Below are 22,220 nucleotides of genomic sequence, written 5' to 3' on the forward strand. Positions count from 1 at the left end.
CGGCCCGTGGCCGTCCCGCGAGCGCTCACTTCGCCGCGCCGCCGTTCGCGCCCGGCTGGGCCGGCTGCGGGTAGGACGGGTTGCCGCCCGGGACGCCGGTGCTGTTCGACGGCGACGCGCCGCTCGACTGGCCGTTGACCGATCCGGTCACCTCCTTGCGCGACGCGTCCTGGCTCTGGCTGGCGTAGTCCTTCGGCGAATTGGCGCCGTTCCACGTGAGCAGACCCACGGTGGCGATCGCCAGCAGGACGAGGCTCGCCACCAGGACCCAGAGCACGGGCTTGCCGCGCTCGCCCTGACGGCTCTCGTTGGGGTTCATTCTCTCGGCCATGTGCAAAACCTTCCTCGGCGGGACGCCACACGCCGGAACGGGCGCTGTGCGACACGATCTCGTTACCGGCCGCCAACGCGGGGCCGCCGAGGCGGGTTCCTGACGGGGCCGGCGCTAGCGCCCGGTCGTCAGCAGGATCTTGCCGAGATGGGCGCTCGATTCCATCAGCTCGTGCGCCTCCCGCGCCCGCTCCAGCGGGAACGTGGCGTGGGTGACGGACCGGATGCGTCCGGCCTCCAGCTCCGGCCAGATGTCCCGGCGCAGGCCGTCGGCGATCGCGGCCTTGTCGGCCTTCGCGCGCGGCCGCAGCGTCGAGCCGGTGAAGGTCAGCCGGTTGCGCATGATCGGCGTGATGTTCAGCCCGTCCACCTTGTAGCCGCCCATCAGGGCGATCATCACCAGCCGGCCGTCCGGTGCCAGCGACTTGAGGTTCCGGGCGAGATAGCTCGCGCCGATCATGTCGAGGATGACGTCGACGCCGCGCCCTTCGGTGAGGCGCTTCACCTCCTCGGCGAAATCCGCCTGCTTGTAGTCGATCGCGGCGTCAGCGCCGAGATCCTCGCAGAACCGGCACTTCTCGGCCGAGCCGGCGGTGGCGAAGACCCGGGCGCCGACGTGCTTGGCGATCTGGATGGCCGTGGCGCCGATGCCGCTCGACCCGCCATGCACGAGGAAACTCTCGCCGCGCGCGAGGCGACCGCGCTGCACGACGTTGGAGTAGACCGTGAAGAACGTCTCCGGCAGGCCGCCGGCGTCGACCAGCGCGACGGCCTTCGGCCGCGGCAGGCAGTGGGCCGCCTCGGCCACAGCGTACTCGGCGTAGCCGCCGCTGATCACCAGGGCGCAGACCTCGTCCCCTTCCGTCAGATTCTCGACCCCGCTGCCGAGCGCGACCACGCGGCCGGCGACCTCGAGGCCGGGAATCTCGGTGGCGCCGGGCGGCGGCGGGTACACCCCCGACCGCTGCGCCACGTCGGGCCGGTTCACACCGGCGGCCACCACCTCGATCAGGACCTGACCGGGCCCGGGGCTCGGCACCGGCGCGGTCTCCAGGCTGATCACCTCCGGTCCACCGGACCCCGCGTAGCGGATCTGGCGCATGCTCCCGGGCAGGTCGGTGGTGGCCATCAGCGATTGTCCTCCGCGCGCACGTCGTGTCGGCCGCGCTCACGGTGTCGCGGTCCGGCTCTACTTGCGGCAACGGGCGCGCTTGGCAAGCCGCGCGCGCGTCACCGGTCCGGTGTGCCGCTAGCGGGCCGCCGCCTTCACGGCGGCCGGCAGTACGATCGCGCCCTGCGCGAGGCTCTTCGGCCAGACCGCGACCTGCTTGCCGTCCTGCCACTGCGCCATCAGGCCGGTGACGAAGCCCGCCCCGTACTTGATCGAGTGGGTGAACGGGTCGTCCTTGCCGTAGAACTGCGTGCGGCCGACGGTGCCGACCCAGTCGGTCTTCTCCAGGGCGTCGACGAGCTTGTCGGCCTCCGTGGTGCCGGCCCGCTTCACCGCGTCGGCCGTGTAGTAGACCTGATCGTACGCCATGTACCCGGCGTAGGACGGGTCGCTGCCGAAGCGCTTCTTGAAGGCGGCACTGAAGGCGAGCGACTTGTCGGTGATCGCGGCACCCGGCACCGCGATGCTCTGGAAGATCACGCCCTGCGTGGCGCCGTTGGTGTTGGCCCAGAAGGTCGAGGAGGTCGCCTGCGAGTTCATGCCGGTCATGGCGAGCGGCACCCGCTGATTCTGCCACTGCACGGTCGGCTGCACGCCGACATGCGAGATGCCGGTGACGATCAGGTCGGGCTTGGCCGCCTCGATCTTGTTGTAGATCGGCGTGAAGTCGCCCGTGTCCGGCGAGAAGCGGATGTGATCGACCACCTTCACGCCGATCTCCGGCAGGCACTTCTCGTAGCCGACGTCGAGCGGCCGGGTCCAGGCGGCGTCCTCGCTCATGATCGCGGCGGTCTTCACCTTCATCAGGTCGATCAGCATGTCCTTGGTCGAGTCGCAGATCGACTGGGCCAGGGCCGCCGAGGTCAGGTAGCCGTGGAAGGTGTACTTGTTGCGGGCGTAGTCCTTGTGGACCGCGAGACTGATCTCGTTCGAGGCCGCGCCCGGCGTGATCATCGGCGTCTTGAGCCGGGCCGCCCAGGGCATCAGCGCCAGCACGACCTCCGAGATGTAGCTGGCGATGACGAGGTTGACCTTGTCCTCGGAGACCGCCCGCTGGAAGGCGCGGACCGCGTCGGAGGCGGAGGACTTGTCGTCGTAGGTGACGACCTGGATCTGGCGGCCGTCGACGCCGCCCTGGGCGTTGATCTCGTCGGCGGCGAGCTGGACGGCCTGCGGGATCGAGGCCCCGACCACCGACTGGGCCTCGGCGATCACCCCGATCTTGATCGGATCGGCGGCCCGCGCCTGCGTCGATCCCAACAATCCGGCCACTGCGAGCAGGGCCAGGGCCCGACTCGAAACGCTGCGTTCCATCGGCATGGGCTTCCTCCTGCGGCCCCTGCGGCTTTTGCCGCCGCATCGGGTCCAGGACCGGATTGTGCATCACGCGGCAGCTTGAATACAGTGTGCAGATACGGAAAGCCGTGACAGACGACGGCTCACCTGTTCGAACGTTCGAAGATCACGCTGAGATTGTTCGCCGGCATCGCTACGCGCCGGATCAGGTCCAGCCCGTGCCGGGCCGCTTCCGCCGCGACGGCGTCGAGGTCCCGCACGCCCCAGGCCGGATCCCGGCCGCGCAGGGAGGCGTCGAAGGCGGCGTTGCTCTCCGCGAAGGGCCGGTCGGCCTCGCGGAACGGGCCGTACAGGAACAGGATGCCGCGCTCGCTCAGGACACGGCCGGCTCCGGCCATCAGCCCCGCGGTGGCGGCCCAGGGCGCGATGTGGATCATGTTGATGCAGACGATCCCGTCGACCCGCGCGACGGGCCAGGCCGCGGCCGCGGCGTCGAGGGCGAGCGGCGGCCGGATGTTGCCGAGCCCCGCGCGCAGCGCGTGCGCGGCGATGCTGCGCCGGGCGGCGGGCTCGGGATCGCTCGGCAGCCAGTCCACGCCCGGCAGGGCCGCAGCGACGTGGACCGCGTGCTCGCCGGAACCGCTGGCGATCTCCAGAACGGTGCCGCTTGCGGGCAGGACCTCGCGCAGGACGGCCAGGATCGCGTCGCGGTTGCGCGCGACCGCCGGCGCCGTCAGGGCGTCGTTCACATCAGCCTCCCAGCCGAGCATGGTTGCCCTCCGTCGGTCTGCGCAGTCCGTCGGCGGGATGCCGGCCGGACGCGTCACGCACCCGTATTGCGCGGGCTGACCCGTTGCCATACCGCATCCCAGCGGTGTTCCGCCCGTACAACGCGCCGTTCGAGCCGTCGTCCGCGTCCGCATCTGCGGATCGGGCCGGTCGGCCCGGCACGGGGGCGAGCGCTGCCGCGCTTCCGGACCAGCCCGCATCCGAGACGTCCAGGATTTCGCCCATCGTGCCCGCTCCGCAAGCCGCCCCGACACTGCCCAAGGTCGCGACGGGCATCACCGGTTTCGACGACCTGACCTATGGCGGCCTGCCGGCCGGGCGGCCGACGCTCATCTGCGGTGCGGCGGGCTGCGGCAAGACGCTGTTCGCCACGACCTTCCTGGTCAACGGCGCGACCCTCTACGGCGAGCCCGGCGTGTTCATGAGCTTCGAGGAGCGGGCCGAGGATCTGGCGGCGAACGTCGCGTCGCTCGGCTACGACCTCGACGGCCTCGTTGCCGCCGGTCATCTCGCCATCGACCACGTGCGCGTCGAGCGGAGCGAGATCGAGGAGACCGGAGAGTACGATCTCGAAGGCCTGTTCATCCGCCTCGGCTTCGCGGTGGACTCGATCGGGGCCAAGCGCGTCGTCCTCGACACGATCGAGACCCTGTTCGCGAGCTTCACCGATCCGGCGCTGCTCCGCGCCGAGCTGCGCCGCCTGTTCGGCTGGATCAAGGATCGCGGCCTGACCGCGATCATCACGGGCGAGCGCGGCGACGGGCCGCTGACCCGCCAGGGCCTGGAGGAGTACGTCTCCGACTGCGTCGTCCTGCTCGACAACCGCGTCGAGGACCAAGTCACCACGCGGCGGCTGCGCGTCGTGAAGTATCGCGGCTCGGCCCACGGCACCAACGAGTACCCGTTCCTGATCGATCACGCGGGGATCAGCGTCCTTCCGGTGACCTCGGCGGAGCTCGACTACGCGGTGCCCGACGGCATCCTCTCCACGGGGATCGCGGGGCTCGACGCCATGCTGGGGCCGCGGGGCTTCCATCGCGGCTCCGGAATCCTGATCTCCGGCGAGGCGGGAACGGGCAAGAGCATGCTCGCCGCCTCGATCCTCGACGCGGCCTGCCGGCGCGGCGAGCACTGCCTGGCCTTCGTGTTCGAGGAGAGCGGCGCTCAGATCATCCGCAACGCGCGCTCGATCGGGCTCGACCTCGCCGCGCACGTGGCGAGCGGCCGGCTCCGCTTCGAGGCCGCGCGGCCGAGCCTGTTCGGGCTGGAGACGCATCTCGCGCGGATGCACCGCGACCTCGACCAGTTCCGGCCGGACGTGGTGGTGCTCGATCCGATCTCCGCCCTGCGCGGGCCGTCGGGCGAGCTGCAGGCGACGCTCCTGCGCATGATCGACCTGATCAAGGTCCGCGGCATCACGGCGATCTTCACCACCCTGCGCGGCGACGACGCCTCGATCGAGGACAACGACCTCGGCGTGTCCTCGCTGATGGACGCCTGGATCAAGCTCCAGAACATGGAGGCGAACGGCGAGCGGACGCGGACGCTCTACGTCATCAAGGCGCGGGGCATGAGCCACTCCAATCAGATCCGCGAATTTCTGATGTCGTCGGGCGGGATCCAGCTGGTCGATGCCTATATTGGTCCTTCAGGTGTCCTCACCGGCACGGCGCGCCTGGTCCAGGAGGCGCAGGAGCGCGCCGCCGCGCAGCAGCACCGGGACGCGGCTGAGCGCAGGCTCCGGGACATGGCGCGCCGGCGCTCCGCCCTGGAGCGCCAGATCGAGGAGCTCAAGGCCGGTCTCGAGGCGGCCGTGGACGAGGAGGAGAGCCTGCGTGCCGAGGAGTCGGCGCGCGGCGTCACGCGCGAGGCGGAGCAGCAGGCGTTGATCGCACGACGGAGTGCCGCGGAATGAGCGATGCGACATCGGACGACCAGGCACCCGAGACGGATCCGGACCGGGAGTCCGGCCACTACCACCTGCGCCTCTACGTTGCCGGGCAGACGGCCAAGTCGCTCGCCGCGCTGACCAACCTGAAGCGGTTCTGCGAGGAGCATCTCTCCGGCCACTACGACATCGAGGTCATCGACCTCATGAAGAACCCGCAGCTCGCCGCCGGCGATCAGATCCTGGCGATCCCGACCCTCGTGCGTCGGCTGCCGTCGCCGCTGAAGCGGATCATCGGCGACCTGTCGAATACCGAGAAGGTGCTGGTCGGCCTCGACATCCGTCCCAAGGCCGACCGGCCTTGAACGCGGCCATGACCCCGTTGGCGGACGCCGAGCGTGTCCGGTTGCGGCTGTTCGTGGCCGGAACCGCGCCGCGCTCGCTGCGCGCGGTCGAGGTCCTGCGCCGCGTCTGCGAGGCCCACATCCCGGGCCGCTACGAGCTCGAGATTGTCGATATCTATCAGCAGCCCGAGCTTGCCGAGCGCGACGGGATCCTCGCCGCCCCCACACTCCTGAAACTGGCGCCGGGGCCGGAACGGCGCCTCTCGGGCGATCTCCTCGACGAGGGCCGCGTGCTCCGCGGCCTCGAGATCGCGTCCGTCGCGGAGCCGTTCTGATGGGTGTGGATGCCCTGCTGCCCGGCGACGAGCCCGGGCTCGACGCCTACCGCGCCCATATCCGCGAACTGGAGGCGCGGCTCGAGGAGAGCGAGGAGACCCTCGCGGCCATCCGTCGGGGCGATTTCGACGCCGTCGTGGTGGAGGGGCCGAACCACGAGCGCCTCGTCTACACGCTCGAGAACGCGGACCGGCCTTACCGGGCGCTGATCGAGCAGATGCAGGAGGGCGCCTTCACGCTGGCGCTGGACGGGACGCTGCTCTACTGCAACCGGCGGCTGGCCGAGATGCTCGGCGAGCCGCAGGAGCGCCTGACCGGCCGCCCGCTCCAGGATTTCGTGCAGGCGGATGTCGACATCGACCGCCTGTTCCGCCGGGCGATGGACAATCCCGTCCGCGAGGAGATCGCGCTGCACGCGGCGGGCTCGGAGAGCGCCACCTTCCTGTCGCTGAGCCGCTTCGCCTGCCAGGGCGGCCAGCCGCTCCTGTGCGGGGTCCTGACGGATCTGACTGAGCAGAGACGCAACATGCTGGCCCTCGCGGAGGCCCATGCCCGCCTCCAGTCCGAGAGCGCCGAGCGCGAGCGGGTGGAGGAGGCGCTGCGTCAGTCGCAGAAGCTTGAGGCGGTGGGCCAGCTGACCGGCGGCGTCGCGCACGACTTCAACAACCTCCTGACGGTGATCAAATCCTCCACCGACCTGCTCAAGCGGCCGGCGCTGCCGGAGGAGCGCCGCCGCCGCTACGTCGAGGCGATCTCCGACACGGTCGACCGCGCCGCCAAGCTGACCGGCCAGCTCCTGGCCTTCGCGCGCCGCCAAGCGCTGAAGCCCGAGGTGTTCGAGGTGGGCGCGTCACTGCGGGCCGTGGCGGAGATGCTCGATTCGGTGACCGGCGCGCGCATCAGCGTGGTGGCCGAGATTCCCGCCGCGCCCTGCTACATCCGCGCCGATCTCAGCCAGTTCGAGACCGCGCTGATCAACATGGCGGTGAACGCGCGCGACGCGATGGGCGGCGAGGGCACCCTGACCCTGACGCTCTCGGGCGACCGGCCCATGCCGGCGATCCGCGGGCACGCGGGATCGCGCAGCACCTTCGCGGCCGTGTCGCTGTCCGACACCGGCATCGGGATCCCGCCCGACGTGCTGCCGCGCATCTTCGAGCCGTTCTTCACCACCAAGGAGATCGGCAAGGGAACCGGGCTCGGGCTGTCCCAGGTCTTCGGCTTCGCCAAGCAGTCCGGGGGCGACGTCGACGTGTCCAGCAGCCCCGGCCGCGGCACGACCTTCACCCTCTACCTGCCGCAGGCGGAAGATGCGCCGGACCTGTCCGCCGCCCCGCGCAGCGAGGAGACCGGGCTCGACGGTGCCAGCCTCTGCGTGCTCGTGGTCGAGGACAACATCGAGGTCGGCCGCTTCGCCACGCAGATCCTGGAGGATCTCGGTCACAAGACCGTCTGGGCGACCAATGCCGAGGAGGCTCTCGTCGAGATCGAGAGGATCCCCTTCCGTTTCGACGCCGTGTTCTCCGACGTGGTGATGCCCGGCATGGGCGGCATCGCGATGGCCCGCGAGCTGAAGCGGCGCCTGCCCGATCTGCCGGTGGTCCTCACCTCCGGGTACAGCCACGTTCTGGCCCAGGAGGGCGTCCACGGCTTCGACCTGATCCAGAAGCCCTACTCGGTGGATCAGCTGTCGCAGACCCTCCGCAACGTCGTCGGCAAGGGCCGTGCCGGAGCCAGGCGCGGCCGGCGCTGAGGCGGACTCCTAGCGGGTGCCGTACATCCGGTCCCCGGCATCGCCGAGGCCGGGGACGATGTAGCCGTGGTCGTTCAGGTGGCTGTCGATCGCCGCGGTCCAGACCGGCACGTCGGGATGGGCGGCCTGGAACTTGGCGAGGCCCTCCGGCGCCGCCAGCAGGCAGACGAAGCGGAGGTCCGAGGCGCCCCTGGCCTTGAGGCGGTCCAGGGCCGCGATGGCCGAGTTGGCGGTCGCGAGCATCGGATCCAGCACCAGCACCGTCCGATCAGCCAGATCGGAGGGCGCCTTGAAGTAGTACTCCACGGCCTCCAGCGTCTCGGGATCCCGGTAGAGCCCGATATGCGCCACGCGGGCCGACGGGACCAGCGACAGCATGCCGTCGAGGAAGCCGACCCCGGCGCGGAGGATCGGCGCCAGGACCAGCTTCTTGCCCTGGATCTGCTGCCCCTGCATCGGCTGGAGCGGCGTCTCGATCGTCACCGGTTCCAGCGGCAGATCCCGGGTCACCTCGTAGGCGAGGAGCATCCCGATCTCGTTGAGGATCTGCCGGAAACCCTTGGTCGAGCGGTTCTTGTCCCGCAGATAGGTGAGCTTGTGCTGCACCAGCGGGTGATCGACCACGGTGACCCGACCCGTCGACATGCCCAACACCTCTCCTCGCGGTTGAGGACCAATGCCGGAGCGGGAGCCGGGGCGCAACTCGTCCTCTCGGACAGCGCGGGGAGACGGGGCCGACGCGGCCGCGCGATCCGAGGCAGGCGTTCCGGCCGTCCCGGGATCACCCCGGCATCGCCGGACGGCTGCAGCCGAGCGGATCGACGCGCGGAGGCCCGGCACAGCCATCAATCATCGTTTCTAAAGAACGCTTTCATTCCGATGAGAAAAATTTGATTCTGAAACGATAGTGTTAATCGCGGTATAAAACATCTGCGCCGGTAATGCGTATGCATTATTTGAAAACAGATCGGACATATAGGCGGTCATTATACCACACATATCGACGATAGATGCCATGAAGGACCGACTTGCGCGTGAAATCAAAGGCTCTAAATGCGATCTTCGGCATCGATCCGATCGATGCGACCGTCTCAGCCTCGGATCTGGCCGATCATCTACATGCGCGTGTCCCTTCCGCTCAAAGTAATATTGGCACTCCTCTTTTCAGGACTTGCCCTGATTTCAGCCGCGCAGGGCAGCCTATCGCTCCATCAGTTGGCCGCGATCGGCGAGGTGGCGACGGCGCTGGCCAAGGACTGGGTCCCCTCCCTCGAGAAGGTCGGCGCGATCGAAGTTGCGGCGTCCGAGGTGCGCATCAAGCAGTACCGGCTCATCCTCCTGTCGGACACGCCGGAGCATCGGGTGATCAACGAGGCAGCCCTCGCGAAGACGCACGCGCAGCTGCGCGACGCGCGCCGCGCCTATGAGCCGCTGATCAGCACCGCCGACGAACGGCAACACTACGACGTCTTCGACGCGGCGTGGAGCCGGTTCGAGCAGGCGGATCGGGACGTGCGGCGCCTGATGGAGGCAGGTCAGCAGGCGGAGGCGGCCAAGCTGCTGATCAAGCCCGAGGTCGTCGCGCTCTACGACAATGCCCGTGCCGCCCTGGCCCGCTTGGTAGACCACGACGAGAAGGCTGCGGCACAGGATGCCGACAGGGCGATGACGCGGATCGACACCGCGTCCGCCGCAGCCATCACCGGCATCGGTCTCTCGCTGGTGTCGGCACTGGCCGCGGCGATCTTCGGCCTGGTCTACATCTCGCGGCCGATCTCCGCGATGACCGGCGCGATGACGCGGCTGGCGCGGGGCGAGGCGGCAACCGAGATCCCGTTCCAGCATCGCCGCGACGAGATCGGCGCCATGGCGGCGGCCGTGCAGGTGTTCAAGGACAACCTGATCCGCAGCCGGCAGCTCGAGGCCGAGGCCGAGGCGGCCCGGCAGGACGCGGAGCGCCAGCGCAGCCTCGTCATGCGGCAGATCGCCGACCGGTTCGCCGACACCGTCGGCGGGATCGTCGCGCAGGTCTCGGCCGCGGCGACCGGCCTGCAGGCGACGGCCCGGAGCATGACCGAGACCGCCGCGCAGACCGCCGAGCAGTCGAGCACCGTCGCGGCCGCGGCCGAGCAGGCGGCCAGCAATGTCGGCACCGTGGCGGCGGCGGCCGAGGAGCTCGGCACCTCGGTCCAGGAGATCGGCCGGCAGGTCGACGGCTCGGCCAGCCTCGCGCGCGCGGCCGTCGCCGAGGCCGATCAGACCGGCGCGCTGGTCCAGGAGCTGAGCGAGGCGGTGACGCGGATCGGCGACGTGGTCGGGCTGATCTCGACCATCGCGGGCCAGACCAACCTGCTGGCGCTCAACGCCACGATCGAGGCCGCGCGTGCCGGTGCGGCCGGTCGCGGTTTCGCCGTCGTGGCCACCGAGGTGAAGGCGCTGGCCGAGCAGACCGCCCGGGCGACCGAGGAGATCGCCGGCCAGATCGGGCGGGTCCAGGCCTCGACCGGTCAGGCCGTGGCGGCGATCGGGACGATCACGGCGCGGATCCGCGACATCGACGGCGTCGCGACCTCCATCGCGGCGGCGGTCGAGCAGCAGGGCGCGGCCACCCACGAGATCGTCCGCAACGTCGGGCAGGCGGCGGCCGGCACCGGCGAGGTCACCAGCAACATCGTCAGCGTCGCGAGCGCCGCCGAGAAGACCGGGGGCGCCGCCGGGCTGGTTCTGGCCGAGGCGTCGCGGCTCTCGGAGCAGTCCGAGCACCTGAACGCCGAAGTGGCGCGCTTCCTGGACCGGGTTCGCGCGGCCTGACGCGGGCCCCCGACGCGCTCCCGACGGCGTCCGGGCCGATCCGCCCGGACGCCGTCGTCTTGAGGACCTAGACCGAGCGGCTGCCGCCCTCGTTCCGGCGCTTGGCCATGAACGCGTCGAACTGCTCGCGATCCCGGGCGCGCTTCAGCTCCTCGACGAAGTCCGAGAAGGCGCGGCTCTCTTCCTCGAGAGCGCGGCGCTGCGCTTCCAGGCGGTCGAGCTCGGCCCGGCGATACTCGTCGAACGCGGCGTTCCCGGTGCCGCCGCGGCGGTTGGCGGCCTCGAAGGCGCGGGCGAAGCGGGACGCGGGACGCCCACCGTCGAACTCGGAGACCGTCCGGCGCGCGGCGTCCCGCAGCTCGGCGAAGGCCGGGTAGCCGGCGAACTTCCAGGCGACCAGCGCGAGGCCGATCGGCCACCAGTAGATGAAGCCGACCACGATCGCGCCGATCTCGAGCGACCGACGCGGGAACGGGCCGGACCGGCAGAGCCTGCCGGTCGCCCAGGGAGAGGAGGATTGAGAGGTCACGGCTGTGCTCCGCTGTTCATGTGAACGCGGTTAACATGCGGGTGCGGCGCGGGCCTTTCAAGGCCGCCCGGCGCCGTCGTCGCGCTCGCCGGGGCGCCCAGCCCCGTGGACGAGGGCGAGCACTCCGGCCCGCAGGAGCTCGTACTTGTCGGGGAAGCCGGGGCCGCGCGGTAGATGTCCGGCGGCCGAGAGGGTCGCGAGGCCGTGGGCCAGGGCCCAGACTTCCAGGGCGATGAAGCGCGGCGCCACGCCACCGAATCCGTCCGCGAAGGTCGACTGCAGTGCTTCCACCAGGAGATCGAAGGGGCTCGGCCGCGCCTCCGCGCCGGCGGCTCCGGCGGGCGTATCCGGTTCGGCCCCGCCCGCGGGCGCACCGCGGGTCTCGAAGATCGCCGCGTAGTAGGCCGGCTCCTCCTCGGCGAAGGCGAGGTAGGTCTCACCCATCCGGGTGAACCGCTCCAGGGGCGTCCCGCGCGACGTCAGGGCCCGCGCCAGGCGCGCGGCGAGCTCGGCGAAGCCGCGCCCGGCGAGTTCCTCGAGAAGCGCCTCGCGGCCCCGGAAATGGCGGTACAGCGCGGCCGGCGTCACGCCCACGAGGCGCGCAGCGTCGACAAGGGTGAAGCCGCCGATCCCGCGCTCGGCGATGAACCGGCGCGCGGCCTCCAGGAGGGCCTCCTTCAGATTGCCGTGATGGTAGCTCCGCCGGTCGTCCGGCCCGTCCCGCCAGGGTCGCAAGATCTCATATCCTTCACGCGCCTATTACACCTCACCGAACCTCTGCACCGCTGTCGAGTCCGAAGACCAACGACCGCGGATTTTCGAGGTCGGCCTCTACATGACAGCCGAAGACGACGGTTGTTTCGGGCGCATGGGGCGACGCTTGACCGCCCCCGGGCCGGCGTAACACTATTACACGCGGGCCGCTGGGGCTTCCATCGCAGGACGACGAGCATCGCGCATGGCCTTCGTGAGCCTCAAGGCGTGGCGGGCCCGCTCGGCGGAGCGCGCCGCGATCGCGGCGCGCCTGAAGCAGGACCTGCGGGCGGCCCTCGGCCTCGGCGAGGCCGACACGCTGGCGGTCAACGAGATCGCCTGCGCCGATCCGGGCTGCCCCGACATGGAGACCATCGTGCTGGTGATGCGCGCCGGCGCGCCCACGCGAGCCCTGCGAATCAGGCGCCCGATCGACGCCGTCGACCCCGACGACATCGCGGCGGTCGTGGCGGAAGACCGGTCATCCGAAGCGCGGCCGGGCGACGTCTCAACAATGTGATCCCGCGCGGGGGCAATCGGTCTCCGCGGCGCTCAGGTCACAGGGACGGGCCCGCGCGCGCGACGTAGCATCCCTCCAACAGCAGCGCGCCCCGCTCGGACGGGGTCGCGGGAGGAACGCACGCCATGAAGAGCCGCCGCCACGTCCTCGCGCTCGTCGGCCTCGCCCTCGCCGGTTCGAGCCTGCTCGGGGCTTCTGCCCGGGCGGGCGAGACCAGACCGTTCTCGGACGCCGCCTTCGAGGCCGCGCAGAGGAGCGGGAAGCCCGTGCTGATCGCGGTCAGCGCACCCTGGTGCCCGATTTGCCGGACGCAGAAGCCGATCCTCGCGAGGCTCTCGGCCGAGCCGCGCTTCAAGGACCTCCAGATCTTCGATATCGATTTCGACAGCCAGAAGGACCTGCTGCGGCGCCTGAACGTGCGGATGCAGAGCACGCTGATCGCCTACAAGGGCGCGACCGAGGTCGGCCGGTCGGTCGGTGAGACGCAGCCGGAATGGATCGAGGGGCTCGTCGAGAAGACGCTCTGACCGGGGGCGCTTCGCCCGTACCCCCTGTCCGGTCCCGTTCAGGGAAGCTCCGGCATAAGCCCGGACCAGGCCCGCGCGACGGGTCCGGCGGAGAATGTCACCGGTGTCGAGCACCCCTTTGTCAGACGTCCCGGGTCCCGACGCGATCGTGGCCGTACCCGTGCGCAACGAGGAGGAGCGGATCGCCGCCTGCCTGCGGGCGATCGACGCCCAGGCCGGTGCCGAACCGGGGCGGGTCGGGCTCGTGCTGTTCCTGAACAACTGCACGGACGGCACCGAGGCGCTCGTGGCCGCGCTGGTGCCGACGCTGTCGATCCCGGTCCGCGTGCTGGTCGAGAATTTCTCCGGCGCCCATGCCGGATGGGCCCGCCGGCGGGCGATGGACGCCGCCGCTGCGTGGCTGGGTGATGCGGGGAATGCGGGGATCATCCTGTCGACCGACGCCGACAGCCGCGTCCCGCCCGACTGGGTGGCGCGCAACCGCGCGGCGATCGAGGCGGGCGCCGACGCGGTGGCCGGCCGGGTCGAGCTCGACGCGGCCGAGGCGGCGCTGCTGCCGCCCTCGCTCCCCGCCCGTGGCCGTCTGGAGGACGCTTACGACGCCCTGATCACCGAGGCCGAGGCGCGGATCGACCCCGATCCGAACGACCCCTGGCCCTGCCACCGGACCGCGATCGGCGCGACCCTCGCGGTAACCCGCCGCGCCTACCTCGCGGTCGGCGGCATGCCCGAGATCCCGCTGGGCGAGGACGGCGCCTTCGTCGCGCGGCTGCTGGAGCACGGTCTGCGGGTCCGGCACGCCACCGACGTGTGCGTGACCATCTCGGCCCGCCTCGCCGGGCGCGCTCCGGGCGGCGTGGCCGACACGATCCGCTCTCGCTGCGAGGAGCCCGACGCGCTCTGCGACGCCCGCATGGAGACCTTCCCGCGCGCCGTGCGGCGCTACCTCTGGCGCCGGCGCTTCCGCCAGATGCACGGGCGCGGGGCGCTCGCGCGGGGCGACGGTTGGGCGCGGGCGATCGGGATCGCCCCGACGGAGGCGCGGCGCATCGCGGCCCTCCCCCTCGGGCAGGCCATCGCGGAGGCGGAGCGCGCCAGCCCGCGCCTGGCCTACCGCCCGATCGGCCCGCGCCAGCTCCCGGCGCAGATCCGGATCGCGCGAGTAGGCGTGGTCGCGATCCGCCTCGGCCTGGGGCTCGCCGGCGCGGCGCAGCGGATCGCGGGTGCGGCCGCGCCCGAGCGGCCGGTCACCGACCCGCGCGGCAGCCGGGTCTGATCTCGTCAGGGGCGGCGTTCCAGCACGTCCCGGGGCGCCACGCCGAACCGGCGGCGGAAGGCGCGGCTGAAGGTGGCCGCGTCGGTGAATCCGCAGCTGGTCATCACCGACGCGATGCGGGTACCGCCGCGGAGCCGCCGGTAGGCCCGGTCGAGCCGGGCGTCGCGGATCTTCGCCGCCACCCCCTCGTCGCCCGTGAAGGCCGCGTAGAGCCGGCTCCGCGAGACCCGCAGGGCGGCCGGCAGCGATTCCGGCCCGAAGGCGGGATCGTGCAGCCGGCGCTCGATATGGGCGAGCGCCAGGGCCCGCACGGCGTCGCCGGACAGGTCATCGCCGGCCTTCTCGCCCTGCCCGTCCGCGAGAGCCCGCAGCAGATGCAGGACGCCCTCGAGAGCGATGCCGGCCTCCGCCTCCGACAGGCCGCCGATCGTCTCGGAGAAGGAGCGGAGATAGGTCGCGAACAGGCCGCTGAGCGGCGTCGCGCGGAGCCTGCGCCCGGCGAAGGCCTGCACGCTGCCGACCTGGCTCAGGAAGGCGGCGCGCGGCACCTGGAGGCGGATCTCCTCGTAGGAGTCGCGGCTCCCGATCGCGAAGGGCTGGTCCATGGCGTGGACGGTGACGTCGCCGGCGCTCAGTAAGGCACCGCCATTGCCCTGCTCGACGTAGCCGCTGCCCTGCAGAAGGAGCACGATCGCGATGTCGTCCCGCCCGTCGCGCCGCACGTGCTGCGCCGTGCGCTCCACGCCGATCGGGTTGCTGAGGGTGTGGAGGACCGCGCCGTGACGGGTGATCGCGAGGCGGCGGCCCGCCGCGAACGGCACGTCGGGCGCCAGCGGCGTCGCGTGGACGCGCGCCAGCACCGTACTGCGCCAGTAGTCGAAGGCGTGCTTCTGCTCGACCGCGTCGGTCGTCTCGACGAGGATGGGAACGGTTTCGCGAACACTCACAGCATGGCGGTCCCGGGCGCCGACGACGGGCGCCGCTCACATCCGCGCCGCGGGCCTGTTGGGAAGGTTGCAGATCCGACCATCAGCCGCAACCTGAACGAAGTGCTGAGGCGGCCCCGCCTCAACGCTCCGCGGCCGCAACCCGCGGCTCGGGGCGGGTCGCGGCCGCGTCGGCGAAATGCACGATCACGGCGCGCCCTGCGGCCGGCGGCGCGAGCAGGCTCGCGCGGAACCGCGCGGTCTCGGTCGCGGCGAGGACCGTCCGGGGCGGCGGGACCGACACTGTCTTGATCGTCCGACCGCCGGCGTCGCGGATCTCGACGCTCAGCGGCCCCACGGGCGCGTCCGTGCGGGCGACGCCGACCAGGTCGCCCTCGATGACGAGTTCGGCGGGACTGTCGTCCTCCGCCGGGTTGTTGAAGGCGACGACGTCGCGGATCTCGATGCCGCGCACGTTCACCGGCAAGCCGATGCGGGCGAACAGGGAGGCGGTCTGCGGGACGGCCCGGACCACGGCGGTGCGGGCGAGGCAGACCAGCGGGATCGCCGCCAGGAGCGTCAGGCCGAACGCCAGCGAGGGTGTCAGGCCCGGGATCGCGCGGCGGGGCTGTCCGGCGGCCTTCCTGGGCTTGGCTGACCGTCGGGCCTTGGGAGCCGGGACCTCGGTCGCGTTCCGCACCGAGGCGGTCGCCTCCTCCCAGGCCGCGTCCGCGACGGGATCGGTCTCGGTCTGCGCGGCGAGTTCGGCCTCGTGGCCGGCGAGGACGTCGGCCGGCGAGATGAACCACGTCTCGCGGCAGGCGGCACAGCGGACCGAGCGGCCCTCCATGCCGACCTTGCTGGCGTCGATGCGATATTCGCTCGCGCAGCTCGGGCAGGCGATCAGCATCCGCGCCATACTCGCATCGATCGGCCGCGACCGGGCCGGACAGTGAATTGCTTGAAGAAGTGTCGCCGAACAGGGTTAAGGGGCCGTGAAATCCCCGAGGCCTTGAAAACGCCCGCCGCTCCGGCGATTCCCGAGGGATGGACAGACGAGATACGGCACGGCCTTGAACCTACAGGCGAGCATGAAGAGCCTGCTGCCCGGCGCGGAGCGGCCGGTGGTGCAGTTCGAGAATGTCGGCATGCGCTACGGCCTCGGGCCGGAGGTGCTGTCCGACGTGAGCTTCCGCATCGCGCCGCGCTCCTTCCAGTTCCTGACCGGCCCGTCCGGGGCCGGGAAGACGACGCTGCTGCGCCTGATCCTGCTGTCGGTGCGGCCGACCCGCGGGCTCGTCTCGATCTTCGGCGAGGAGGTGAGCGACATCTCCGCGAAGGCGCTGACCGGGCTCCGGCGCCGGATGGGCGTGGTGTTCCAGGACTTCCGGCTCCTCGACCACCTGACCACCTACGAGAACGTCGCCCTGCCCCTGCGCGTCCAGGGCCGGGCCGAGGCGAGCTACCGGGCCGAGGTGGTGGAGCTGCTGCGCTGGGTCGGCCTCGGCGAGCGCATGCACGCCCTGCCCCCGCTGCTCTCGGGCGGCGAGAAGCAGCGCGCCGCCATCGCCCGCGCCCTGATCGCGCGGCCCGACCTGCTGCTCGCGGACGAGCCCACCGGCAACGTCGATCCGGGCCTGGGGCGGCGGCTGCTCCGCCTGTTCCTGGAGCTGAACAAACTCGGGACCTCGGTCATCATCGCCACCCACGATTTCGGCATCATGGACGCCGTCGATGCCCGCCGGATGGTCCTGGGCGAAGGCCGGCTGCGGATCGAGGAATGAGCACTCAGGCGATGCCGCGGACGAAGGCCGGTGGACCGGCCGTGCCGCCCGACCCGTCGGTGCCGGCCAACCTGCGCCGCAACGCGCCGCTGGTGCCCACCGACACGGCCGCCGGCCGCTCCCTGGCCGCGGTCATCGCGATCCTGACCTTCCTCGCCGGCCTCTGCGCGGGCGCGGCCGAGATGGTCGCGACGAACGCCGCTCAGTGGCAGGGCGACGTGGCCCGCGAGGTCACGATCCAGGTCCGGCCCGGACCCGGCCGGGACGTCGACGCCGACGTCGGCCGCGCCGACGCCATCGCCAAGGCCGAACCGGGGATCGCGGAGACGCGGGTGTTCAGCAAGGCCGAGGCCGAGCGCCTGCTCGAGCCGTGGCTCGGCACCGGGCTCGACCTCTCCGACCTCCCGGTGCCGCGCCTGATCGCCCTCAAGCTCTCCAGCGGCCAGGCGGCGGACCTGAAGCGTCTGCGATCACGCCTCGTCGAGGCGCTGCCGGGCGTCGCCAGTCTCGACGACCACGCCCTCTGGCTCCAGCGGCTCTCGACCGCCGCCAACGCCTTCGTGGGGATCGGGATCGGGCTGGTGCTGCTCGTCCTGATCGCCACCGGCCTCGCCGTGACCTTCGCGACCCGTGGCGCCATGGCGAGCAACCGCGAGGTCGTGGAGGTGCTGCATTTCGTCGGCGCCGACGACGACTACATCGCCCGGGCGTTCCAGCGGCGCTTCTTCGGCCTGGGTCTCCGCGGCGGCGCGATCGGGGCCGGTCTGGCGCTCGTCGCCTTCGTGATCGCCGGTGTCCTCGCGCGGGCCGCGCGCTCCGGACCGGCCGGTCAGGAGGTCGAAGCGCTGTTCGGCGCGTTCCAGATCGGCCTGCGCGGCTACGCCAGCGTGATCCTGATCGGCGTGATCGCGTCCCTCGTCACGGGCGTCGTCTCGCGCGTGACCGTGCGGCGCTTCCTGGCTTAACGCCCGGCTGCGTCACGAAGACGTGGAAATAGGGGGTCTAGCCGGCACGTTTACCATCTGGAAACTTTATGGTTGCGGTGTGGAAACAGCCGACAGCGCCGGCCTCCGAGCCGCCGCAATCGGCGCTGATTCTCCGGAGGATGACCACGCGTATGCTGCGCGCATCGGATCCGCCCTCGACCGACGCCGTCGGCTGGGCCTGGCACGAGTGGGGTCTCCCGCGCCGCGCCGTCGTGCGCCCGCGCGAACGGCGGCGGATCGCTCTCTGGACCTGCAGCCTCGGCGCCGGACTCGGGATGCTGGCCCTGTTCGCCGGGTTTCTGGTATTCGTGAGCGCCCTCGCCCGCCACGAGCGGACGCCCACCGACCGGGCCGACGGGATCGTCGCGCTGACCGGCGGCGCCCAGCGGATCGGTGACGCGATCGACCTCCTCGCGGGCGGCTACGGCCGGCGCCTGCTCATCACCGGCGTCAACGAGCGGACCAGCCGCGACGAGATCGCCCGGCTGAACCCGACCCAGCGCGCCCTGATCGCCTGCTGCGTGGACCTCGACTACCGCGCGCGCAACACGATCGGCAACGCCATCGAGACGCGCCGCTGGATGCGCGCGCACCGGTTCAGCACGGTCGCGGTCGTGACCTCGAACTACCACATGCCGCGGACGCTGGTGGAACTCGACCACGCCCTGCAGGACAGCGACCGCGTGCTGCCGCATCCCGTCGTGACCGAGGCGTTCGACGCCGACCGCTGGTGGCAGAACCCGCCGGCCGCGCGACTCCTGGCCTCCGAGTACATGAAGTTCCTGGTCAGCTGGGTGCGCACGCGCTTCGAGGCCGATCCCGAGCGCTCCCGCGCCGCGATCCTGATCGGCCGCGGCAAGCCCGTGAAGATGGTGGCCGAGCCGCTGATGCTGCGCGGCGTCGATTGAGGGCGCGGCGCGCCCTCCGCCCTCGCCCTACTGCCCCTTGCAGCGGGCCTTGATCGCCGCCGAGAACTCGCGGTCCGATCCCTGGACCTGGGCGAGGCGCTCGCTGCGCTCCGAGCCGGACAGGCAGCGCCCGTAGACGCTCGCCACGCGCCGCATCGTCTCCACGTGTCGCCGCCAGACGCGGCAGTTCTTGGCATCGTCGCCGTCGGCCTGCTCCAGCTGCTCGAGGGCCTGGCGCTGCATCGACTGCGCCACCAGGACGTCGCGGGCGCAGGTGGTCTCGCCCTGGGCGGCGGCGCCGGAGACGCCGGCCGCGAGGATCAGGGCGGCGATGCGGAAGCTCGGGATCATCAGGCGGCCTGCGGTGCCGTCGAGCGCGTCAGGAGCGCGTAGAGCGCCCCGGCGTCCCGGGCGGCGCGGATATGCGCGAGCATGCCCGGCTCGCGCAGGATACGGGCCACCTGCGCCAGGGCCTTCAGGTGGTCGGCGCCGGCACCCTCGGGCGCGAGCAGCAGGAAGGCGATGTCCACGGGCTGGCCATCCAGGGCCTCGAAATCCACCGGGCGGTCGAAGCGCGCGAACAGCCCGAAGAGACGGTCCAGGCCGGGCAGCTTGCCGTGCGGGATCGCCACCCCGTCGCCGATGCCGGTCGAGCCGAGCCGCTCGCGCTGGAGAAGGGTGTCGAAGACGGGGCGCTCGCCGAGGGCGGGCAGGCGCCGCGCCGCCTGCGCGGCGAGATCCTGCAGCACCTGCTTCTTGGCGCGGGCGCGCAGGGCCGGCACGACCGACTCGGGGTCGAGGAATTCCAGAACTGGCATCGAACGACCGTTGCCCCGTCGCCCGCTCGCGAGGAAGCGGGCCTCGTCGCAGGGGCGTCGACGACCGTTCCGGCCGCGCCCCCGCTGGATTCAATGGGCGGGGAAACCAGCCGGTTCCGGCTCCGTTCCACCCGACCCGCAGCGTCACTCGGTGGCGTTCGGCGGGTCCACCCAGCCGATCGCTCCGTCGCTCCGCCGGTATACGACGTTGACGCGGCCGGTGCCAGCGTGGACGAACACAACCACTGGGGATCCCGTCATATCGAGGGCGGTCACCGCCTCGCCGATGGTGCGGCGCTGGAGGGTCTTGGTGCTCTCGGCGACGATCGGCGGGTGGGCGTCGCCCTCGGCGGCGTCGTCCTCCTCCACCTCCGGGGCGGCGAACACCGCGTAGGCAGCCTCGATGGCCGCGGCGTCGCCCGGGCCGGTCGCGTGCTGCTTCAGCTTGTGCTTGTAGCGCCGCAGTCGGGTCTCCAGGCGCTCGGCGGTCTGCTCGAAGCTCGAGCGCGCGTCGTGCGCGAAGCCGTTCGCCTCGATGGTCAGACCGGAGACGAGATGCAGCACGCAATCCGTCCGGAAGGCGGTGCCGTCGCGCCGGAGCGTGACGTGGCCGTTGCAGGAATCGTGCATGTGCGAGTCGAGATACTTGGCCTGGATCGCGGACATCCGCTCCTCGACGCGGCCGCGCAGACTCTCGCCGAGATCCACGCCGTGGCCAGTCACCCGCAACGATCCCATGCTGCCTCCCCCGTTCTGATGCAGTCGGCCGAATTAGAGAGCCGGCTCGGGTTAAGTCAACGGAGCCCCTTGCGGTTCAAGCAGTTGCTTAACCCTGGGTTCAGCCGGCGTGTCCGTATAGACGGGGCCGCCCGAACCCCAGCCCGCGACGTGAGACCACCGCCTGCATGACGATCGACTCCGGATTCTCCGCCACCGCGACACGCCGCGCCGTCCTGGGCGGCGCACTCGGTGCTGCCGCGGGACTGCTCCCGGCGGCCGCGCGGGCAGCCGACCCGGAGAAGGTCCCGGCTCTGCCCGGAAGCGGTGAGGCGTTCGAGGCGAACACGCTGACCGACCTCGCTCGCGCCCGCGCCGCCGCCCCCTACGCGGCGCCGAAGACCGGCGACGTGCCGGCCGTTCTCAAGAACCTCTCCCGCGAGGCCTACGAGGCCATCCGGCCCGCGGAGGGCCGCGCGGTCTGGGCCGACCGGAACGCCGGCTACGTCCTGGAGCCGCTGCTGCGGGGCTCGATCTTCGAGACGCCGGTCTCGCTGTTCGTCGTGGAGAACGGCCTCGTTCAGCCGGTCGGGTACGACAAGTCCGCCATCGCGGCGCCTGGCCTCGACCTGCCCGACCTGGCCGCCGACACGGCCTTCTCGGGCTTCCGCCTGCGCGCCCGGTTCGACGGCGCCGACGGGCTCTCGAACTTCGCCCTGTTCCAGGGCGGCTCGTTCTTCCGCCTCGTCGCCGAGGGCCAGGATTTCGGCATCAACGCCCGGGCCCTCGCCCTGCGTCCGGCCGATTCCCGCGGCGAGGAGTTCCCGCTGTTCCGGGCCCTGTTCATCGAGACGCCGCGCGCGGGTCAGCCGGTCGTCGTCCACGCCCTCGCGGAATCGGAATCCGCGACCGCGGCGTTCAGGATCACGCTGACGCCGGGCCGCGACGTCTCCACGGCGCAGATCGACGGAACGGTCTTCGCCCGCACCGAGCTGGACCATATCGGGCTCGGCGGCATGCAGGGCAGCTACCTGTTCGGCGCCCTCGACCGGAACCGCGTGGACGACCTGCGCGCTGCGGCCTTCTCGGTGGAGGGCTTGGCGATCCACAACGGCTACGGCGAGCCGATCTGGCGCCCCGTTCACAATCCCGAGGCGCTGCAGGTCTCGGCCTTCGTGGATCGCGGGCCCAAGGGCTTCGGCCTCATGCAGCGGGCCCGCGCCTACGACGATTTCGAGGACGACCGCCGCCACTGGGAGCAGCGCCCGTCCCTCTGGCTGGAGCCGCTCGACGACTGGAACGAGGGCGCGGTCACCTTGCTGGAGATCCCGAGCGATTCCGAGTTGAACGAGAATGTCTTCGCCTATTGGCGGCCCAAGGCGAAGCTGGCGAAGGGCGCGGAGATGCGATTCCAGTGCCGTCAGCACTGGTCGAAGGGCTGGCCGGACCCGCTGCCGCCGGAGATCGCCCGGGTGCGCGACAGCCGCTGCGGCCGCGGCAGCTCGGGCAATCGCCGGCTCTTCGCGGTGGATTTCGAGGGCGACGCGCTGTTCCAGCCCGGCGACATCGACGTCGACCTCGCGGCCTCGGCCGGGACGATCACGCGCCAGGAACGGTTTCGGTATTCCGATCGTAAGACCCTGCGGATCCTGTTCGAACTCGATCCGGGGAGCGAGCGCGCGAGCGAGTTGCGCCTCGCGCTCCGGCGCGGTCAGGCCCGGGCGAGCGAGACATGGCTGTTTCGCTGGACGCCTTGAC

At 71.4% G+C, this 22,220-nt stretch carries 24 protein-coding genes; 12 read left to right on the forward strand and 12 right to left on the reverse strand.

All coding sequences use genetic code 11. The features are described 5' to 3' along the window. Positions 1 to 25 precede the first annotated feature (25 nt). The 4 genes from BKE41_RS15755 to BKE41_RS15770 form a co-directional block, all read right to left on the reverse strand. Positions 26 to 331, reverse strand: a complete 306-nt coding sequence (locus BKE41_RS15755) for a hypothetical protein (protein ID WP_012319914.1) — start codon at positions 329 to 331, stop codon at positions 26 to 28. Between the two features lie 114 nt (positions 332 to 445). After that, a complete protein-coding gene (locus tag BKE41_RS15760) occupies positions 446 to 1,459 on the reverse strand; it encodes an NAD(P)H-quinone oxidoreductase (RefSeq protein ID WP_053620912.1) in 1,014 nt (337 codons plus the stop codon). A gap of 120 nt (positions 1,460 to 1,579) precedes the next feature. Beyond that, a complete protein-coding gene (locus BKE41_RS15765) occupies positions 1,580 to 2,821 on the reverse strand; it encodes an ABC transporter substrate-binding protein (RefSeq protein WP_012319916.1) in 1,242 nt (413 codons plus the stop codon). 119 nt (positions 2,822 to 2,940) lie between these two features. After that, positions 2,941 to 3,567, reverse strand: a complete 627-nt coding sequence (locus BKE41_RS15770; RefSeq protein WP_024829613.1) for a DUF938 domain-containing protein — start codon at positions 3,565 to 3,567, stop codon at positions 2,941 to 2,943. Between the two features lie 245 nt (positions 3,568 to 3,812). Here BKE41_RS15770 and kaiC point away from each other — a divergent pair, with 245 nt between their 5' ends. The 4 genes from kaiC to BKE41_RS15790 are packed head-to-tail and all read left to right on the forward strand — an operon-like array spanning position 3,813 to position 7,907. Further along, positions 3,813 to 5,501 carry a circadian clock protein KaiC gene (kaiC, locus tag BKE41_RS15775; protein ID WP_070999806.1) on the forward strand — a complete coding sequence of 563 codons (1,689 nt, stop codon included), beginning with the start codon at positions 3,813 to 3,815 and terminating at the stop codon, positions 5,499 to 5,501. Then, positions 5,498 to 5,839: a circadian clock KaiB family protein gene (locus BKE41_RS15780; RefSeq protein WP_012319919.1), complete on the forward strand. Its 342-nt coding sequence runs from the start codon at positions 5,498 to 5,500 to the stop codon at positions 5,837 to 5,839. Before kaiC ends, BKE41_RS15780 begins: the two co-directional genes overlap by 4 nt. An 8-nt stretch (positions 5,840 to 5,847) precedes the next feature. Beyond that, complete coding sequence (locus BKE41_RS15785; protein ID WP_029359961.1) at positions 5,848 to 6,153, forward strand: circadian clock KaiB family protein; 306 nt, start codon at positions 5,848 to 5,850, stop codon at positions 6,151 to 6,153. After that, positions 6,153 to 7,907: a PAS domain-containing sensor histidine kinase gene (locus BKE41_RS15790; protein ID WP_012319921.1), complete on the forward strand. Its 1,755-nt coding sequence runs from the start codon at positions 6,153 to 6,155 to the stop codon at positions 7,905 to 7,907. Before BKE41_RS15785 ends, BKE41_RS15790 begins: the two co-directional genes overlap by 1 nt. 9 nt (positions 7,908 to 7,916) lie before the next feature. On the opposite strand, the gene upp is transcribed toward BKE41_RS15790, so the two are convergent. Further along, a complete protein-coding gene (gene upp / locus BKE41_RS15795) occupies positions 7,917 to 8,552 on the reverse strand; it encodes a uracil phosphoribosyltransferase (RefSeq protein WP_012319922.1) in 636 nt (211 codons plus the stop codon). A 474-nt stretch (positions 8,553 to 9,026) separates the two neighbouring features. Here upp and BKE41_RS15800 point away from each other — a divergent pair, with 474 nt between their 5' ends. Further along, positions 9,027 to 10,718, forward strand: a complete 1,692-nt coding sequence (locus BKE41_RS15800) for a methyl-accepting chemotaxis protein (RefSeq protein ID WP_070999807.1) — start codon at positions 9,027 to 9,029, stop codon at positions 10,716 to 10,718. A 67-nt stretch (positions 10,719 to 10,785) separates the two neighbouring features. Here BKE41_RS15800 and BKE41_RS15805 read toward each other — a convergent pair whose 3' ends face one another. Further along, a complete protein-coding gene (locus BKE41_RS15805) occupies positions 10,786 to 11,247 on the reverse strand; it encodes a DUF2852 domain-containing protein (RefSeq protein WP_012319924.1) in 462 nt (153 codons plus the stop codon). A gap of 57 nt (positions 11,248 to 11,304) precedes the next feature. Beyond that, the gene (locus tag BKE41_RS15810) at positions 11,305 to 11,982 is read right to left on the reverse strand and encodes a TetR/AcrR family transcriptional regulator (protein ID WP_024829608.1); all 678 of its coding nucleotides are present in this window, start codon (positions 11,980 to 11,982) and stop codon (positions 11,305 to 11,307) included. 223 nt (positions 11,983 to 12,205) lie between these two features. Between BKE41_RS15810 and BKE41_RS15815 the strand changes: the two genes are divergently transcribed. The 3 genes from BKE41_RS15815 (at position 12,206) to BKE41_RS15825 (ending at position 14,323) form a co-directional block, all read left to right on the forward strand. Then, on the forward strand, positions 12,206 to 12,520 hold the full coding sequence (locus BKE41_RS15815; protein ID WP_012319926.1) for a hypothetical protein: 315 nt from the start codon (positions 12,206 to 12,208) through the stop codon (positions 12,518 to 12,520). Between the two features lie 125 nt (positions 12,521 to 12,645). Continuing rightward, complete coding sequence (locus BKE41_RS15820; protein ID WP_024829607.1) at positions 12,646 to 13,047, forward strand: thioredoxin family protein; 402 nt, start codon at positions 12,646 to 12,648, stop codon at positions 13,045 to 13,047. Between the two features lie 94 nt (positions 13,048 to 13,141). Continuing rightward, positions 13,142 to 14,323: a glycosyltransferase family 2 protein gene (locus BKE41_RS15825; RefSeq protein WP_024829606.1), complete on the forward strand. Its 1,182-nt coding sequence runs from the start codon at positions 13,142 to 13,144 to the stop codon at positions 14,321 to 14,323. A 5-nt stretch (positions 14,324 to 14,328) separates the two neighbouring features. On the opposite strand, the gene BKE41_RS15830 is transcribed toward BKE41_RS15825, so the two are convergent. Beyond that, complete coding sequence (locus BKE41_RS15830) at positions 14,329 to 15,270, reverse strand: helix-turn-helix domain-containing protein (RefSeq protein WP_024829605.1); 942 nt, start codon at positions 15,268 to 15,270, stop codon at positions 14,329 to 14,331. A gap of 121 nt (positions 15,271 to 15,391) precedes the next feature. Continuing rightward, positions 15,392 to 16,159 (reverse strand): zinc-ribbon domain-containing protein, encoded by a 768-nt coding sequence (locus tag BKE41_RS15835; protein WP_071000695.1) that lies wholly within the window; start codon positions 16,157 to 16,159, stop codon positions 15,392 to 15,394. Positions 16,160 to 16,340: 181 nt separating this feature from the next. On the opposite strand from BKE41_RS15835, the gene ftsE reads away from it, so the two are divergent. The 3 genes from ftsE to BKE41_RS15850 all read left to right on the forward strand — a co-directional run bounded on the left by ftsE (position 16,341) and on the right by BKE41_RS15850 (position 18,927). Beyond that, positions 16,341 to 17,033, forward strand: a complete 693-nt coding sequence (gene ftsE, locus BKE41_RS15840; protein ID WP_020093599.1) for a cell division ATP-binding protein FtsE — start codon at positions 16,341 to 16,343, stop codon at positions 17,031 to 17,033. Next, positions 17,030 to 17,998: an ABC transporter permease gene (locus BKE41_RS15845; protein ID WP_012319932.1), complete on the forward strand. Its 969-nt coding sequence runs from the start codon at positions 17,030 to 17,032 to the stop codon at positions 17,996 to 17,998. The genes ftsE and BKE41_RS15845 overlap by 4 nt, the downstream gene beginning before the upstream one ends. A 152-nt stretch (positions 17,999 to 18,150) precedes the next feature. Further along, the gene (locus tag BKE41_RS15850) at positions 18,151 to 18,927 is read left to right on the forward strand and encodes a YdcF family protein (protein WP_012319933.1); all 777 of its coding nucleotides are present in this window, start codon (positions 18,151 to 18,153) and stop codon (positions 18,925 to 18,927) included. Positions 18,928 to 18,954: 27 nt separating this feature from the next. On the opposite strand, the gene BKE41_RS15855 is transcribed toward BKE41_RS15850, so the two are convergent. The 3 genes from BKE41_RS15855 to BKE41_RS15865 form a co-directional block, all read right to left on the reverse strand. Further along, positions 18,955 to 19,278 carry a hypothetical protein gene (locus BKE41_RS15855; RefSeq protein ID WP_012319934.1) on the reverse strand — a complete coding sequence of 108 codons (324 nt, stop codon included), beginning with the start codon at positions 19,276 to 19,278 and terminating at the stop codon, positions 18,955 to 18,957. Then, complete coding sequence (gene ptsN / locus BKE41_RS15860) at positions 19,278 to 19,745, reverse strand: PTS IIA-like nitrogen regulatory protein PtsN (RefSeq protein WP_012319935.1); 468 nt, start codon at positions 19,743 to 19,745, stop codon at positions 19,278 to 19,280. Before ptsN ends, BKE41_RS15855 begins: the two co-directional genes overlap by 1 nt. 144 nt (positions 19,746 to 19,889) lie before the next feature. Then, positions 19,890 to 20,483, reverse strand: coding sequence for an HPF/RaiA family ribosome-associated protein (locus BKE41_RS15865; protein WP_012319936.1), 594 nt, complete (start codon positions 20,481 to 20,483; stop codon positions 19,890 to 19,892). Positions 20,484 to 20,650: 167 nt separating this feature from the next. Here BKE41_RS15865 and BKE41_RS15870 point away from each other — a divergent pair, with 167 nt between their 5' ends. Further along, positions 20,651 to 22,219, forward strand: coding sequence for a glucan biosynthesis protein D (locus BKE41_RS15870; RefSeq protein WP_059409775.1), 1,569 nt, complete (start codon positions 20,651 to 20,653; stop codon positions 22,217 to 22,219). The last annotated feature ends 1 nt before the right edge of the window (position 22,220 follow it).

Origin of the sequence: Methylobacterium sp. C1, assembly GCF_001854385.1 — a bacterium.
GTDB lineage: Bacteria > Pseudomonadota > Alphaproteobacteria > Rhizobiales > Beijerinckiaceae > Methylobacterium > Methylobacterium radiotolerans.